The sequence below is a fragment of the Coprococcus intestinihominis genome, assembly GCF_040096555.1.
Classification (GTDB): domain Bacteria; phylum Bacillota; class Clostridia; order Lachnospirales; family Lachnospiraceae; genus Coprococcus_A; species Coprococcus_A intestinihominis.
Map to the genome: position 1 here is coordinate 1 of NZ_JBBMEK010000052.1, position 15,436 is coordinate 15,436.

The window sequence follows — 15,436 nt, forward strand, 5'->3', positions numbered from 1 at the left end:
AAGGCAGTAAAATACACTGCCTAAGTACCGGCGAGCATTGAAGCACTTGTGTCTGAATAGACGCTTTTTATATCTTTTTCGGGAATTTTGAGGCCACGCTGCACCCTAATTCGTTTTGACTAGTGAATGCTGCTTCTGATTAATCCGTAATTTTAGTTTGTTGTTATTTTTATGGTCAGAGCAGAGGCTTTCCAGGTGGAGTTGTCGGACTGCATTTTCACGTATCCTGTTGCGGTGCCGACTGGCTGTTTATCATCGGAGGTGACTAATTGTGTGCTGAAGTCGTAAGCATTATCTTCTCCTGATTTTGCTGTCAACTGTATATCCTGCGCAATGATATCTTTATCCAGCTGCTGTGCCAGTTTCATCGGAGCTATCATTGAACGGTCGGCCAACAAATCTGCGATGCAATCAGCTGTCATTATCTCTCCAAATTGTTTCTGAAAATAATCTTCCATTCCGTCTATCGATACCATTCCGGTCTCATCGCCGGTCTCGGCAGATGCTATCTCTGCATACTGGCTGTCAAATTCATCGGCATCCTGCACCGTACCGCTTAAAAATTGATTAAGCACAGCGTTGGCGCTTTCTTCAGAACTGTTACCATTCTTCTGACAACCTGCCGCCAACAGCATAACCATCAATACTGCCATGCATACGGAAATTCTTCCAAGACGTTTTAACTTCATCATACCATCTCCTCCTGTTCTTGAATCGCGTGAATCTTTGTACTTTTTAGAAGCATTTTCTAATTATAGGTTATCATGCATAGATTATTCTGTCAATATTATTCTTTATTAAATAGTATTGTCTTTTAATACATATTCTGCTATTATAAAAATGAAAGGAGTTTTTATGGACCATAGCGAATCTCCCATTATTTTAAGATTAAAAAAAGCTACTACAGAGCTTCTTCTTTTAAGTCTTCTTGACGAAGAAGATATGTATGGCTACCAGTTGGCTTCTGAAATAAAGCAAAGAAGCCATGAATTGTGTGCCTGTAAAGAGACATCTCTTTACCCCATATTAAATCGTCTTCTTGAGAAAGACCTAGTTTCAACATCTAATGTTGTAACTGAAAAAAAGAAAATTCGTGTTTACTACCATCTTTCCGAAACAGGCAAAGAATATTACGAAGACATGAAGAAAAATTATGCTGCTTATATTACCACTGTCAATAACTTTTTAAAATTGGAGGTCTGAAAATGGAAATACCATCATCCATCACAGATAAAGAAATTCATAATTATCTTTCAGAAATTAAACACCAACTTGCTTTTACACACTCTCCAAAAGAGACAGCTTCTATTATGCAAATGGTAGAAAGCAGTATCGATGACTTTCTCAGCGAACATCCTTTTGCCACAATCAATGATTTAAGCAATCATTTTGGAGATACTGATGAATTCAAAGAAATGTTTATCTCCTGTGCCGAATCGGAACAACTAAAAAATCATTTAGATAATTCTCAAAAAAAGCGAAAATATGCCAAGCTTACTCTAATTGTTATAATTTTTATCCTGCTTACATGCGCAGGATTTTATATAAAATCCTGTATAGATTTAGAGAAATCTATACCAGCATATGAAATTATTAGAATTGAATAACTTTAGGGGGAAATTTTACTTATGAAAAAATTATTTATTTTTATGCTGACCGCTTTAATAACATTCACCTCTGTCTATCAACTACCTGTTTTTGCTAATACTAATAGCACTGACATCTCAACCAAATATACCTATTATGACGATGGCAGTTATATGCTAGAATACATCATTGATGAATCTAATAGCGGCATTACACGTTCCTCATCCACTACCACAAAATCAAAAATTGCTTCTTATTACTCAAGTTCAAATGTTGAACTCTGGTATGTAAAAGTCACTGGTACATTTACATATGATGGAACATCATCTAAGTGCACCAATTCAAGTGTCAGTGCAACTTCATATGACAAAAACTGGCAAATAAGCAATCGTTCCGCAAACAAATCCGGTTCTTCCGCTACAGCCAAAGCCACTGGAAAACTATATCAAAATGGCATTGTCAGAAAAACAATTAACAAATCTGTCACCTTAACTTGCAGCGCCAAAGGCACTTTTTCTTAATCTATTTTATAGCCTTTAACACAAAAATGAAGGAATATCCTGTATCCTACAGTCTTCCTTCATTTTTGTTTTTTACTATCCTAATTTTATTTTACGCCACTGCATTCCCATGTTTCTGTATCCAGCAGCAGAAATTCTTCTGTTCCAATGGGCTTGCCGTCACGGTAAGTTGAAAAGACATCACAGGAAATCAAGTTTCCTTCTTTTGTAATCATATCCATCGGTGTATGGCCCACTATCTGCAATAGTTTCCGCGGCTTATACAACCGCATATTGGAATGCTGGGGTCTGAGCCAGATGGGCGAGGCATCGTTCCACATTTCGTTTGGACCGAGTTCGTTAATGGCCGCCACCACTGCCTCCACGTCATGATATTTTGCTTTCGGTACAACGCTCTCTGCAAAATAATCCAATACCCCCGCATGGGAAAATAACACGTTATCTATTTTCTGGACATAGCGAATCGGATTGCTCTCCGGGAGTGCATCCCGCAAATCCAATAATTTTCTTTGCACGGTGTAAGCTGCCATTGAACTGTAGCCACTCTCCAGGCGATGCCAGAGATAGCTCAGGTCATGATTGCCATAACACCAGGCCGTCTCCGGAAATTCTTTTGCAAAATCAATAGCTGCATCATAGGTTTGTCCATACAGTGCAATATCATACTCTTTCCCCCAGTCATCCGGAATATCCATCAGACACACTGCACGGTCCGCCTGTTTTGCACGCATAAGCACTGCCGCCTGTTCAAACATCCACGGTTTCAAATGCACATCCGGTATTACTAAAACTTTCATCGAATCACCCTTTCTTCTCATCTGTTATCATTATAAACCTTACCAAATAAAAACTTGTCCCCTGCTAACAAAAAAGACATATAAAGTCTAACTTTTTGGCGACACCTCAGTTCACTTTATATGTCTCTTTGAAATTGTCATTTTCCTCAATCACCGATTATTCAAAAATCTGTTTCAACTGAATAGATGTCGGTGACGGCATCTTCAATGGCGCGCCGCTCATCATAATATAGCCTTTGTCATAGTTGACTTTGAAGGATGTCATAGAATTGCCTTCCTGATTGACAGACACAAACATCTGATCTCCCGGCATAATCGCCAGGTCTCTTGGATATTCACCACTGACCGGAAGAATACATAATGTCTTCATCATCTGATCTTCTTCATTAATCTCATAGATTGCTACAGAATTGTTGCCGGAGTTGGTAACAAAAAGATATCTGTCGTCCGGGGTCAATTTCAACGTAATGGCACTGTTGTAGTTATCATACTTCTCAGGCAGTGTAGAAATTGTCTGAAGCTTTGTAAAATGAGCAGTCTCAGCATCATAGGCATACTTCGTCACGCAGCATTTATTCTCATGGGTCAGATAAGCATAACGACCATCCGATGTAAAGATCATATGCTTTGGTCCGGATTCCAATTCGCATCTCAGAATATCATGGAGCTTGATCTTGCCTGTTTCATGATCAAACTCATACACCTTTACCTGATCCATACCAAGGTCAACGGCCATAATGAAACGTTCATCCGGTGAGAAAATCGCACAATTCACATGGCAGCGATAATTCCTTCCGGCAATACTGCCAAGACCTTTCATAAAGACTTCATCCGTCACGCCCTGAATCGTACCATCCTCATTTAATCTTAAAACAGTCAACTTGCCATCATGATAGCCTGCTGTCAACAGATAGCGGTTGGCTCTGTCCACAGACAGATAACAAGGCCTCAGACCATTCACAGAAGCTTTGTTCATCAATTCAAGACCACCGTCCGGCAAAATCTTAAAAGAAGCCACGCCCTCATCACAATTGCTGTACAAGTACTGTTCGTCATGGGATAATCTCAGAAATGAAGGATTGTTGATCTTAAATGAGTCCCTTACCTTAAAGTATGCATACTCCACATTCGCATCCAGAATATAAATACCGTCACTCTCGCCTCTTGTATAAGAACCCACATATGCTACATATTTATCTGCCATTCTAAAAACTCCTCTCAAAGTCATCTGCCATTCAAAGCTGAACCCCTTTATTTTTCAAAGAAGAAATTCAATTATCAATTCAAAGCAGGCACACTTACCGCTATTTTCTAAACGTAAGTGTACCATATTCCATCCCAGATGTCCACAATAACCCAAGTTAAAACATTGACGTCCGTCCCTATTTGTAGTAATCTCATACTGATGTTATTCATCAACCACATTATCTTATTTTTAGAATTATACTCAACGCGAAATGCTCTGTATTCTTAGATAGTTGCCAATCATTTATCATTCAAAAGCAGGTGCTTCTGATGTGGCCGGTACTTAGGCACTGTCCTTTAGTGCCTTATGTACCGCTGCCAACATCAGGCAGTGCGAACGTGTCTGCTTTGAATGATGAATGATTGGCAACTTCAAAAAAACATCTGCGTTTCGCCCATTAAGGAGGATTTTACTATGGAGAAAATTGCCAGTTTCACAATTGACCATTTAAGACTTGTTCCCGGTGTTTATGTTTCCCGTAAGGATACCATTGGCAAAGAAGTCATCACAACTTTTGACCTGCGCATGACCAGTCCTAATGATGAACCTGTAATGAACACGGCCGAAGTACACACCATTGAACATCTGGCTGCTACTTTTTTACGCAACCATCCGGTTTACGGTGATAAAACCATTTACTTTGGACCAATGGGCTGCCGCACAGGCTTTTACCTGCTGCTGGCCGGTGACCTGACTTCCAAAGAGATTGTGCCGCTGATGATTGAGATGTTTGAATTCATCAGAGACTTCAAAGACGAAGTGCCAGGCGCAAGTCCGAAGGACTGCGGCAATTATCTGGATATGAACCTGCCAATGGCCAACTATCTGGCCAAACGCTATCTTGACAATGTACTGTACAATATTGATGACAGCAGACTGGTTTATCCGGAATAAAAATCGACATAAAAACAAAAATCTGCGGCATACTATCACAAAACTCAATCGTCCAAGGAGGTTTACTTATGATAGAACCGCAGATTTCTTTTCATCCAAATCATTATTTTCAAAAAGCCGAATCCCTTACGATGCCGCAGCCTGACATCACCAACAGTACCGACGGTTCAGACCGGATGACCATCCGTGATGACCATCTTCCGCCCTACATCGGCGATTTTCCGCCGAAATCCTCTTCACCCTCACAGGATGAAAAGATGATATAAAACCGCAATTAAAAGCAGATGGGCCGGATAAAAGATATAAAAACCGTACTGCATCACTTTCGTCTGCCGGCCCCTCTGCCCATTATAAAGCAGGATCGGGATCAGGGCCAGCACCGCATAAACTTCAACACCGCCCATAGCAGCCAGAAGAATCGCCGCAATGGGATATTTTAACTGAGGCTGCCCCCGCAGATAATAAAAAATACAAATAACTGCAATCCCAGTAAAACCATAATCCGTATTGAAAAATTCAGCGATCAGCCCCGCTGCAATAATAACAAGCAATTTATAGAGTACATCCGGAATGTCCAGCTGCTCAATGGGGTGCTCAAGGAACCAGATAGCCAGAAGTCCCAGTCCCAGGGTAAAAAATACATTCTGATGACCCATATATACCAACCGGTGATAAAAAGCCAGGTCAAAAGGAACCTCCGAAATCAATGCAAAAATACCCATACGCAGAATATATTTCTTCATGTTACGGGTATGCACAGCCCCTTCCACCAGCAAAAAACAGTAGATTGGAAAGGCTAATCGTCCGATAATGCGAAATCCCATCATCCCGCTGAAACAAACCGCTCCCAGATGATCAATGAACATAGACAGACAGGCGATCAATTTCAGTACTGTGCCGTCCAGTCGCTGATACCGGGATATATTGACCGAAGGATTCATTTATTTTCCTCCCTGTTTCTGAGCTTCAATCCGCTCTGCCAGATCATTGAGATACACCCAGCGATCCATCTTCTCTTCAAGGGCTGACTCATTCGCATCCTTTTCCTTCATCAGGTCATTGAGTTTTCCGGAATCCGTGGCAAACTTCATCATATCCGCATCAATCTGTTCAATCTTCGCTTCAAGGGCTGCAATGTCATCATCAATGGTATCAAATTCCTTCTGCTCGCTGAATGTAAACTTTAATTTCACCGGTCTGTTCTGCTTCCAGTCTTTGGAATTGTTCTTCTTTTCCCCGCTGTCAGCTTTTGTCTTATTGGTCAGACTCATATCCGGTGCTGTACCAAAACGCTTCTCATGGGCTTCCAGATAATCGGTATAACCGCCCTCATACTGTCGAATGTGACCCTGTCCGTCAAATTCCAGAATACGATCCGCCACATTATCAAGGAAATAGCGGTCATGGGAAACAGCCACGACAATGCCTACAAATGAATTCAAATAATCCTCCAGGATTGTCATGGTCGGAATATCCAGATTGTTGGAGGCCTCATCTAACAGAAGGACATTGATATTCTGACATAAAACACCAAGCAGATACAGACGGCGCTTCTCACCGCCGGATAATTTGCCGATTGGCGCATACTGCATTTCCGGTGTAAAAAGAAATCGCTCCAACATCTGGGAAGCACTGATTCTGCCGTCGCGGGTAATAATATATTCTCCGATGTCTTTGACATAATCAATAACCCGCTGGCGGTCATCCATTTCCTTCTCATCCTGGGCAAAATAGCCCATACGGATGGTCTCGCCAATCTCAATGACACCGGAATCCGGCGCCACCTGTCCCACCAGCATCTTCATCAGTGTGGATTTGCCGCAGCCGTTCGGACCGATGATGCCTACCTTTTGATTTCTCAGGAAAATATAACTGTAATCATCCAGAATGACTTTATCACCATAACGCTTGCTCAGATGCTGCAGTTCAATGGTCTTCTTGCCCATACGTGTCTCAATGGAATCCATCTCCACAACCTGTGCCTGCTCCGGTGCCGTTCCGTTCTTCAGCGCCTCTAACCGTTCCAGTCTGGCACGCTGTTTGGTGGTTCTGGCACGGCATCCTCTCTTGGCCCATTCCAGTTCCATTCTAAGGACACTCTGGCGCTTACGCTCCGTTGCCAATTCCATCTCTTCTCTGGCTGCCTTTAATTCAAGGAAACCGGAATAGTTGGATTCATAGCTGTAGATCTTGCCCTGGCTGATCTCCAGGATCTTGTTCGTCACCTGGTCAAGGAAATATCGGTCATGGGTCACCATCAGAATCGTTCCCCTGAAATTCTTCAGGTAATCTTCCAGCCACCGGATCATGGCACTGTCCAAATGGTTAGTGGGCTCATCCAAAAGCAGCACATCAAAATACTGTGCCAGCACCTTAGCCAGAGCCACTTTTCGCTTCTGCCCACCGGAGAGCTGATCAATGGGCATACTGTAATCCATAATTCCCAACTGACTTAAGTTGCTCTGAACCTTCCATCCTGTCTCGTCATCGCCTGCATAAGAAAGAATCGTCGCATTCTCCGGGAACTTCGGCTCCTGAGGCAGCCATGCCAGTTTCAGCTGATTCTGCCGGATAATATTGCCGGAATCCGGCACTTCATCGCCTGCGATCATTCGAAGCAGCGTGGATTTGCCGGTGCCATTGATGCCCACAATACCGATCTTGTCACCTTCCTGAATACCGATGGACGCATCATCGAAAATCGTCTTCTCACCAAAAATTTTGCTTATATGTTCAATATTCATTATATTCATAAAAAAATACCTCTATCTATTTTATCTTTAATAATGATAAATGAAATTTACATAACCGTCAATTGTATTTTCCATTGAAAAGGCTTGCAAATTAGCTAAAATACGGTACAATAGGGATTGCAGTCTAAATTATTAAAAATTGGCGTAACTGCTGAATGATATGTACACAAACAGAAAGGTTTATCTATGATTAGTGCAAATAATGTTACTCTGCGCATTGGCAAACGCGCACTCTTTGAAGATGTGAATATTAAGTTTACCGAAGGCAATTGCTATGGTCTGATTGGCGCCAACGGTGCCGGAAAGTCTACTTTCCTGAAAATTCTCTCCGGTGTCATCGAACCGAGCAAGGGCGACATCGCAATCACACCTGGCCAGCGTTTATCCGTACTGGAACAGGACCATTATAAATATGATGATTATCAGGTATTAGATACCGTTATCCTGGGCAATAAGCGCCTCTATGAGATTATGAAAGAAAAAGACGCTATTTATGCCAAAGAAGATTTTACCGATGAAGACGGTGTTCGTGCCAGCGAACTCGAAGGTGAATTTGCCGACTTAAACGGCTGGGAAGCTGAAAGTGATGCTGCGACGCTGTTAAATGGTCTCGGTATCGACACAGATCTTCACTATGCTTATATGCGTGAACTGGACGGCGGTCAGAAGGTCAAGGTTCTTCTTGCCAAAGCCCTGTTTGGCAATCCGGACATTCTGCTCTTAGACGAGCCGACCAACCACTTGGATCTGGATGCCATCGCATGGCTTGAAGAGTTCCTGATCAACTTTAACAATACCGTTATCGTTGTCTCCCATGACCGTTATTTCCTGAACAAAGTCTGTACCCATATCGCTGATATTGATTATGCCAAAATCCAGCTTTACTCCGGCAACTACGATTTCTGGTATGAATCCAGTCAGCTGATGATCAAACAGATGAAGGAAGCCAACAAAAAGAAGGAAGAAAAGATCAAGGAACTGCAGGAATTCATCCAGCGTTTCTCCGCCAACGCTTCCAAATCCAAGCAGGCAACGTCCAGAAAACGTGCCCTTGAGAAAATCCAGCTGGATGAGATCCGTCCATCCAGCCGTAAGTATCCATATATCGACTTCAAGCCAAACCGTGAGATTGGCAACGAAGTACTTCACGTTGAAGGCATTTCCAAGACCATTGACGGTGTGAAGCTCCTTGACAATATCTCTTTTACCCTGGGCCATGATGATAAAGTAGCTTTTGTCGGCCCGAACGTCAACGCCACAACCGCGCTTTTCAAGATTCTGGCCGGTGAAATGGAACCGGATGAGGGTTCTTATAAGTGGGGCGTTACCACAACACAGACTTACTTCCCGAAGGATAACACTGCTGAATTTACAAGCGAAGACAGTATCGTTGACTGGCTGATGCAGTACTCCCCTGAAAAGGATGTGACATTTGTCCGCGGTTTCCTTGGCCGTATGCTCTTCTCAGGTGATGACGGTCTGAAGAAAGTCAATGTTCTCTCCGGTGGTGAACGTGTCCGCTGTATGCTGTCCAAGATGATGATGTCCGGCGCCAACACCATGCTGATGGACGAACCAACCAACCATTTGGACATGGAATCCATCACAGCCCTGAACAACAGCCTGATCAAATATCCGGGTGTTCTGTTATTCACTTCCCAGGACCACCAGTTTGTACAGACCGTTGCCAACCGTATTATGGAACTGACACCTGGCGGTCTCATTGACAAACAGTGTACGTATGATGAATATCTTGAAAATGATGAGATGGCAAGAAAACGCCAGATTCTCAATATGGAAGCAGAAGCTGACGATTAATTTACAGACAATTTAGTATTCAGACAGGCACTTGTCAGCAATTCTTAAGGATTTTTTAAAGCCTTTACCCGGCTTATGTGCTATGCTAAGAGCAGCAGAGAAATGATGGATCCATGATTTCTTTGCTGCTCTTTTGCTGTTAATGTACTTAATTATCGGAGGCTTAAAAATTACTTATGATAAAAAACAAACGACTCTTATTGATCATACTGATTATTTTTATTCTGGCTGCTGCCGGAAGTTTTTTCATTCTTTTTGTTGATCAATGGCATATAGAAATCAATGATGGCTCTGAAAATAATGTCAAAATCGAATACGGCGATACCTATGATGACGGCACCGTCACTGCCGCATTAAAAGGCCGGTATCTGTTAAAGAAGGGATTCCCTGTTACTGTCACCTCAGAGGGTTCTGTCAATACCTCCAAGCTCGGCAGTTACACCATCAACTACCATGCTTCTTTCCTTTTCTGGAAAGGTGCTGACAGTAAAACGTTGACTGTTGAAGACACAGTTCCGCCGGAAATTAAGTTGACAATCAATGCGGATCATTATACCCTTCCCGGCCATCCTTATGAAGAAGAAGGCTATACGGCATCCGACAATGTGGACGGTGATCTGACGGATAAAGTTTCCGTGGATGGTTCTGTCAATACCTACAGCGCAGGTACTTACTCGCTTACTTATAAAGTTCAGGATAATTACGGCAATGAAGCAGCAGTCACCCGAACAGTCACTGTTGAGCCGATCCGCCAGGCAGACACTGTCAACCCTTCCGGCAAAATTGTCTATCTGACCTTTGATGATGGTCCCGGTGAATACACTTCCAAGCTTTTGGACATTCTGTCCAAATACAATGTCAAAGCCACCTTCTTTACCGTTGGTTCCGGTCACCCGGATTTGTTAAAAGCCGAAGCGGACGCCGGTCATTCCATTGGCATCCACAGTGCTACACACGATTATTCCAAAATCTATGCCAGCGAAGATGCTTTTTTTGCCGATCTACGCAAACAGCAGGATACCATTGAAAATGCCACCGGTATCCGGACAACCCTTGTCCGTTTTCCCGGCGGAAGCTCCAATACCGTCAGCAAAAGCTACTGCTCCGGTATTATGACCAAACTGACCAAAGACCTCACGGATATGGGATATCAGTATTTTGACTGGAATGTCACCAGCGGTGATGCCGGCGAAACAACCAGTACATCCGTTGTCGTACAAAATGTCATCTCCGGGATTCAGCAGCATGATGTCTCCATTGTCCTGCAGCATGATATCAAAGGCTTCAGTGTCAATGCCGTGGAACAGATCATCCAGTGGGGACTTGCACATGGGTATACATTTCTGCCCCTGACCGCTGAAAGCCCGACGGCGCACCATGGTGTCAACAACTAATGACCATCGCATGACTCCACGATATAAAAAAGAGGCTGTGAAAAATGAGTAAATTCTTTTTTCACAGTCTCTTTTAAATAATTTTTCAACCATATCTTTACATATAGCATCCCAGAGGCATGCTGTTCTGCTGCAGCAGATGCAGGATAGAGCTTACAACCTGTGCACAAATCTGCAGAATATATCTGCAATCATTCTCCACAGACTTCACTACTTGCAGATATTCTGTATGACATTTCTTAATAAATGCACAAATCTCATCCGCCGACCGCATGTTCACTTCCTGGAAATGTGCATGTGTCTCTTTCATTTTTCTCACAAACTCCCTGAAATCCACTTTCAGCTGTGCTTCATAATGAATATGTTCTGTCATAGTTCCCGGATATTCAATATTATGCGGGAATGTAAAATAATCCGCAATATAATGGGTAATGACACCAAGATCCTTGGACAGACCGATGGTCATGCCTTTATTCTTGTCATATTCATCAATGACTTTATTAATCTTCTTTTCAAGCTTATGGAATGTCAGATCAATTCTGTGTTTAGTTGTTATAAAGCTGGGCACAAGGTCTGGTTCCAGACTTCCGAATCTGAAAGCCAGAGGATGGTCGATCATGTCTGCATCCACAACATCTACAATGTATCCTGCTAATGATAAATGAGACTTTTTTCTCAATATGAACCCCCCACACATATATAACTGCGGCATCAGCCACTTTTTCTGTCTTTTACTTACATCTCCACTATTGTACACCCTTCCTAATCAAGAATCAATATCATTTACAAAAAATTCACATTCCATTTACACAGGAAGCGTTCATTCACCTTGACATTGCCATTCACATCATATAAAATTAATATAATTATACGATTTTACAGAGGAGATGATTTTTTTTGGATTCCAGTGACGCGATGCAGCTTATTGTTCTGATTGTTTTGTTGGCTTTATCTGCCTTTTTTTCATCAGCCGAAACTGCATTAACCTGTGTCAGCAAAATTCGTATCCGCAGCCTTGCTGAGGAGGGCAATAAACGTGCCTGTCTTGTTAAGGAACTGACGGATAATCCATCCAAGATGCTGAGTGCTATTCTGATTGGCAACAATATTGTCAATCTGAGTGCTTCCTCATTATCTACCATGCTGGCCACTAAGATGGCCACACAGCTCGGAGCCGGTGCCAACGCAGCGACCTTTGTTGGACTTGCAACCGGTATCCTGACTATTCTGATTTTGATCTTCGGTGAGATCACACCTAAGTCAGCAGCCACCATCAATGCCGAGAAGATGGCCCTTGGTGATGTAGTTATTGTCTACTGGCTGACCCGTATCCTGACACCTGTCATATTTGTTATCAATCACCTTTCATATGGTGTGATGCGCCTGATGGGCATTAATCCGAATGCACAGGCTAAGACCATGACAGAAAATGAGCTTCTGACAGTCATCGATGTCAGTCATGAAGACGGTGTTATTGAATCCGAAGAAAAGGAAATGATCACCAACGTGGTGGACTTCGGCGATTCTGTTGCCAGTGAAGTGATGGTACCGCGTATTGATATAGAATTTATGGATGTAGAGAGCAGCTATGAGGATGTACTCGCTGTTTTCAGACGTGACAAGTATTCCCGTGTACCGGTTTATGAAGGTAACAAGGATCACGTCATCGGTGTCTTGAATCTGAAGGATGTTTTCTGTTACAGCGATCTTCCCTCGAATTTCTCTATCCGCAAGATTCTTCGCCGCCCATACTTCACTTACGAGTTTAAGCGAATTTCAGACCTGATGGTAGATATGCAGAAGAATTCCATCAGTATGGCCATGGTGTTAGATGAATACGGTGCCGTTGCCGGACTCATCACCTTGGAGGATTTGTTGGAAGAAATCGTGGGTGAGATCCGCGATGAGTACGATGAAGAAGAGAAAGACGATATCCGTAAGGTCAATGAACATGAATATACCGTAGATGGCACCACCAAGCTGGAAGATATTGACAAGCTGCTTGATCTGCACCTTGAATCTGAAGATTATGATTCAATCGCCGGACATATGATCCATGAGCTTGGTCATATTCCGACAGAAGGCGAATATATCGATATTAACGGTATCCGTTTTACTGTTATGAAGATGGACAAGCATCGTGTGGCCGATATTGATATTCGTCTGCCGGAGGCTGAAACTGAACAGAGCCCATCTGAGCACTGATCTTCTGTTTCTCAGATGCTGTTATAAATTCAGAGCCCGTTTGTACGCTCTGGTACACTATTTACTTAAGAGAATCGAGGTTTAAAAATGTTAAAGGAATTTAAAGAGTTTGCTCTTAAGGGCAATGTCATTGACATGGCTGTCGGTGTCATCATCGGTGGTGCATTCAGCACAATCGTATCTTCACTGGTGAATGATATCTTTATGCCGGTACTTGGACTTTTAACAGGCAAGATTAATTTTTCCGAGCTGTATATTTCGCTGGATGGCGTTGATTATCCGACACTGGCAGATGCCAAGGCTGTCAGCGCACCGGTTTTTGCTTATGGCAGTTTTATCCAGAACGTCATTCAGTTCCTGATTCTGGCTTTTGTTGTTTTCCTTTTTATGAAAGTCATCAACAAGCTGAAGAAGCCTGCACCTGTTGCTGCGCCGACCACAAAGGTCTGTCCGTACTGCAAGTCAGAGATACATATTGATGCCGTTAAGTGCCCACACTGTGCATCAGACCTTGAGGACACAGAACAGTAGTTTTGCCGGTTGTTCATCCCATTCAATTTATGCTTATAAAAGAAGCTTTATAAGATGGATTATTTTCTCACACCACAGCCATCTTACAAAGCTTCTTTTTTCCGTTCTATTCCGTTTTCCAATACATTTGATGCAGTCTTATCCGGTACTTCCCTTTACCAGTTATATCTGCTCCCATTTGTTCAGCCCATACGGATAGATATCTTCCTTTTTATCTATCTGTATATTGCTGTCTCTGCCCCTGACTAAACAGCCATTTCCTTTAAATCATCCGCAATAATCAGTTCTGCTTCCGTTGCAGCCTGGATTTCTTCGATCGTATATTCCGGATTGTATTCAACCAATGCCAAACCTTCAGGTGTGACTTTCATTACACCCATCTCTGTTACAACGAGATTCACCTGACCTTTTGCAGTCAGAGGCAATGTACACTCCTTGAGAATCTTATGCTTGCCTTTATTTGTATGCTCCATGGCAACAATCACTTTTCTGGCACCTACCACCAGATCCATGGCGCCTCCCATACCAGGCAGCATTTTTCCCGGAATTTTGTAATTGGCGATATTGCCTTTTTCATCTACCTGAAGAGAGCCGAGGACTGTTACATCTACATGGCCGCCGCGAATAATGGCAAATGAGTCTGCACTTGAGAAAAATGCACCATCATCCGCAATACCGGCCATCACACCGCCTGCATTCACCACATGCGGGCTTTCTTTTCCTTCCTCAAGCGGCACCAGCCCGACAAAACCATTCTCAGACTGAAGAGTCAGATCGACACCTTCCGGAAGGTGGTTCGGCACCAATGTCGGCAGTCCGATACCAAGATTCACAACATCTCCGTCCTTTAATTCTTTTGCCACACGGGCTGCAATAAAATTCTTAATATCTCCCATTATTCTGCACCTCCTACAAGATAATCCACAAAAATTCCAGGTGTTTCAACATAATCCGCACCAATCTGACCCGCTTCCACAATTTCGGATACACCAGCCACAACCGTATCCGCTGCCATTGCCATCATCGGATTGAAGTTGCGTTCTGAGCCGATATAACGTAAGTTGCCGGATGCATCTGCCTTATGGCCGCCGATCAATGCAATGTCTGCATGTAACGGCAACTCCAGAATATAATCTACACCATCAATTGTCTTTATTTCTTTTCCTTCAGCGACTTCTGTACCAACGCCCGTCGGTGTGTAAAAACCGCCAAGTCCCGATCCACCGCATCTGATTCTTTCTGCCAGGGTTCCCTGCGGAACAAGTTCGAGATCAATCTCACCTTCAAAATATTTTGCACCGAATTCAGGATTCAATCCAACATGCGAAGCGATCAGTTTCTTTACCTGTCCATTTTCCACAAGCTTGCCGACACCTCTTGCTTTTCCTTTCCATTCTCCGGTTTCTTTATCTTTCTTTCTGCCAAAACCTGCATCATTACAGATAATTGTCAAATCCTTTACATTACTTTTTACAAGCTCATCAATAATCGGCTCCGGTGTACCATTGGCCATGAATCCACCAACCATCACTGTCATACCGTCTTTTACCAGAGATGCAGCCTCTGCTGCTGTTGTAATCTGAGTCTTAGCCATTTTACTCACTTCCTCCTTAAGTTATATGAAGTATTTATTTTTTAATCCTGCCTATATAATAAGCAATTACCATGCCAACTGTTTCCTGTGTGATTT

The 15,436-nt window shown here is 42.9% G+C and carries 17 protein-coding genes; 9 read left to right on the forward strand and 8 right to left on the reverse strand.

Going from position 1 to position 15,436, the window contains the following annotated elements; all coding sequences use genetic code 11:
• Positions 1-152: 152 nt before the first annotated feature.
• Entirely contained in the window at positions 153-692 is a 540-nt protein-coding gene (locus WMO25_RS05985; protein WP_349084582.1) for a hypothetical protein, read from the reverse strand.
• A gap of 163 nt (positions 693-855) precedes the next feature.
• Here WMO25_RS05985 and WMO25_RS05990 point away from each other — a divergent pair, with 163 nt between their 5' ends.
• From WMO25_RS05990 to WMO25_RS06000, 3 genes are read left to right on the forward strand one after another with little or no spacing between them, the layout of a single operon-like run.
• A complete protein-coding gene (locus WMO25_RS05990) occupies positions 856-1,203 on the forward strand; it encodes a PadR family transcriptional regulator (protein WP_117538580.1) in 348 nt (115 codons plus the stop codon).
• A gap of 2 nt (positions 1,204-1,205) precedes the next feature.
• The gene (locus WMO25_RS05995; protein WP_349084584.1) at positions 1,206-1,607 is read left to right on the forward strand and encodes a DUF6120 family protein; all 402 of its coding nucleotides are present in this window, start codon (positions 1,206-1,208) and stop codon (positions 1,605-1,607) included.
• A gap of 21 nt (positions 1,608-1,628) precedes the next feature.
• Positions 1,629-2,108 carry a hypothetical protein gene (locus WMO25_RS06000; protein WP_349084586.1) on the forward strand — a complete coding sequence of 160 codons (480 nt, stop codon included), beginning with the start codon at positions 1,629-1,631 and terminating at the stop codon, positions 2,106-2,108.
• Between the two features lie 86 nt (positions 2,109-2,194).
• Here WMO25_RS06000 and WMO25_RS06005 read toward each other — a convergent pair whose 3' ends face one another.
• Entirely contained in the window at positions 2,195-2,905 is a 711-nt protein-coding gene (locus WMO25_RS06005) for a metallophosphoesterase (RefSeq protein WP_349084587.1), read from the reverse strand.
• 157 nt (positions 2,906-3,062) lie between these two features.
• The gene (locus tag WMO25_RS06010; RefSeq protein WP_215691020.1) at positions 3,063-4,109 is read right to left on the reverse strand and encodes a lactonase family protein; all 1,047 of its coding nucleotides are present in this window, start codon (positions 4,107-4,109) and stop codon (positions 3,063-3,065) included.
• Positions 4,110-4,565: 456 nt separating this feature from the next.
• On the opposite strand from WMO25_RS06010, the gene WMO25_RS06015 reads away from it, so the two are divergent.
• Positions 4,566-5,045 carry an S-ribosylhomocysteine lyase gene (locus tag WMO25_RS06015; protein ID WP_349084588.1) on the forward strand — a complete coding sequence of 160 codons (480 nt, stop codon included), beginning with the start codon at positions 4,566-4,568 and terminating at the stop codon, positions 5,043-5,045.
• A 68-nt stretch (positions 5,046-5,113) separates the two neighbouring features.
• Entirely contained in the window at positions 5,114-5,311 is a 198-nt protein-coding gene (locus WMO25_RS06020; protein ID WP_349084590.1) for a hypothetical protein, read from the forward strand.
• Here WMO25_RS06020 and WMO25_RS06025 read toward each other — a convergent pair.
• Together WMO25_RS06025 and WMO25_RS06030 are read right to left on the reverse strand one after the other, a co-directional pair.
• Positions 5,288-5,986 carry a TraX family protein gene (locus WMO25_RS06025; protein WP_349084592.1) on the reverse strand — a complete coding sequence of 233 codons (699 nt, stop codon included), beginning with the start codon at positions 5,984-5,986 and terminating at the stop codon, positions 5,288-5,290. The genes WMO25_RS06020 and WMO25_RS06025 overlap by 24 nt on opposite strands.
• On the reverse strand, positions 5,987-7,798 hold the full coding sequence (locus tag WMO25_RS06030; protein ID WP_349084593.1) for an ABC-F family ATP-binding cassette domain-containing protein: 1,812 nt from the start codon (positions 7,796-7,798) through the stop codon (positions 5,987-5,989).
• A 186-nt stretch (positions 7,799-7,984) separates the two neighbouring features.
• Here WMO25_RS06030 and WMO25_RS06035 point away from each other — a divergent pair, with 186 nt between their 5' ends.
• Together WMO25_RS06035 and WMO25_RS06040 are read left to right on the forward strand one after the other, a co-directional pair.
• Complete coding sequence (locus WMO25_RS06035) at positions 7,985-9,616, forward strand: ABC-F family ATP-binding cassette domain-containing protein (RefSeq protein WP_015515402.1); 1,632 nt, start codon at positions 7,985-7,987, stop codon at positions 9,614-9,616.
• 176 nt (positions 9,617-9,792) lie between these two features.
• Positions 9,793-11,010, forward strand: a complete 1,218-nt coding sequence (locus tag WMO25_RS06040) for an immunoglobulin-like domain-containing protein (protein WP_349084595.1) — start codon at positions 9,793-9,795, stop codon at positions 11,008-11,010.
• Between the two features lie 97 nt (positions 11,011-11,107).
• Here WMO25_RS06040 and WMO25_RS06045 read toward each other — a convergent pair whose 3' ends face one another.
• Entirely contained in the window at positions 11,108-11,689 is a 582-nt protein-coding gene (locus WMO25_RS06045; protein WP_349084597.1) for a zinc dependent phospholipase C family protein, read from the reverse strand.
• 218 nt (positions 11,690-11,907) lie between these two features.
• On the opposite strand from WMO25_RS06045, the gene WMO25_RS06050 reads away from it, so the two are divergent.
• Together WMO25_RS06050 and mscL are read left to right on the forward strand one after the other, a co-directional pair.
• Entirely contained in the window at positions 11,908-13,215 is a 1,308-nt protein-coding gene (locus WMO25_RS06050) for an HlyC/CorC family transporter (RefSeq protein WP_349084598.1), read from the forward strand.
• Between the two features lie 87 nt (positions 13,216-13,302).
• Positions 13,303-13,746, forward strand: a complete 444-nt coding sequence (gene mscL, locus WMO25_RS06055; protein WP_117529081.1) for a large conductance mechanosensitive channel protein MscL — start codon at positions 13,303-13,305, stop codon at positions 13,744-13,746.
• Between the two features lie 245 nt (positions 13,747-13,991).
• On the opposite strand, the gene WMO25_RS06060 is transcribed toward mscL, so the two are convergent.
• Together WMO25_RS06060 and WMO25_RS06065 are read right to left on the reverse strand one after the other, a co-directional pair.
• Positions 13,992-14,642 (reverse strand): 3-oxoacid CoA-transferase subunit B, encoded by a 651-nt coding sequence (locus WMO25_RS06060; protein ID WP_349084600.1) that lies wholly within the window; start codon positions 14,640-14,642, stop codon positions 13,992-13,994.
• A complete protein-coding gene (locus WMO25_RS06065) occupies positions 14,642-15,340 on the reverse strand; it encodes a CoA transferase subunit A (protein WP_117529083.1) in 699 nt (232 codons plus the stop codon). The genes WMO25_RS06060 and WMO25_RS06065 overlap by 1 nt, the downstream gene beginning before the upstream one ends.
• Positions 15,341-15,436 lie beyond the last annotated feature (96 nt).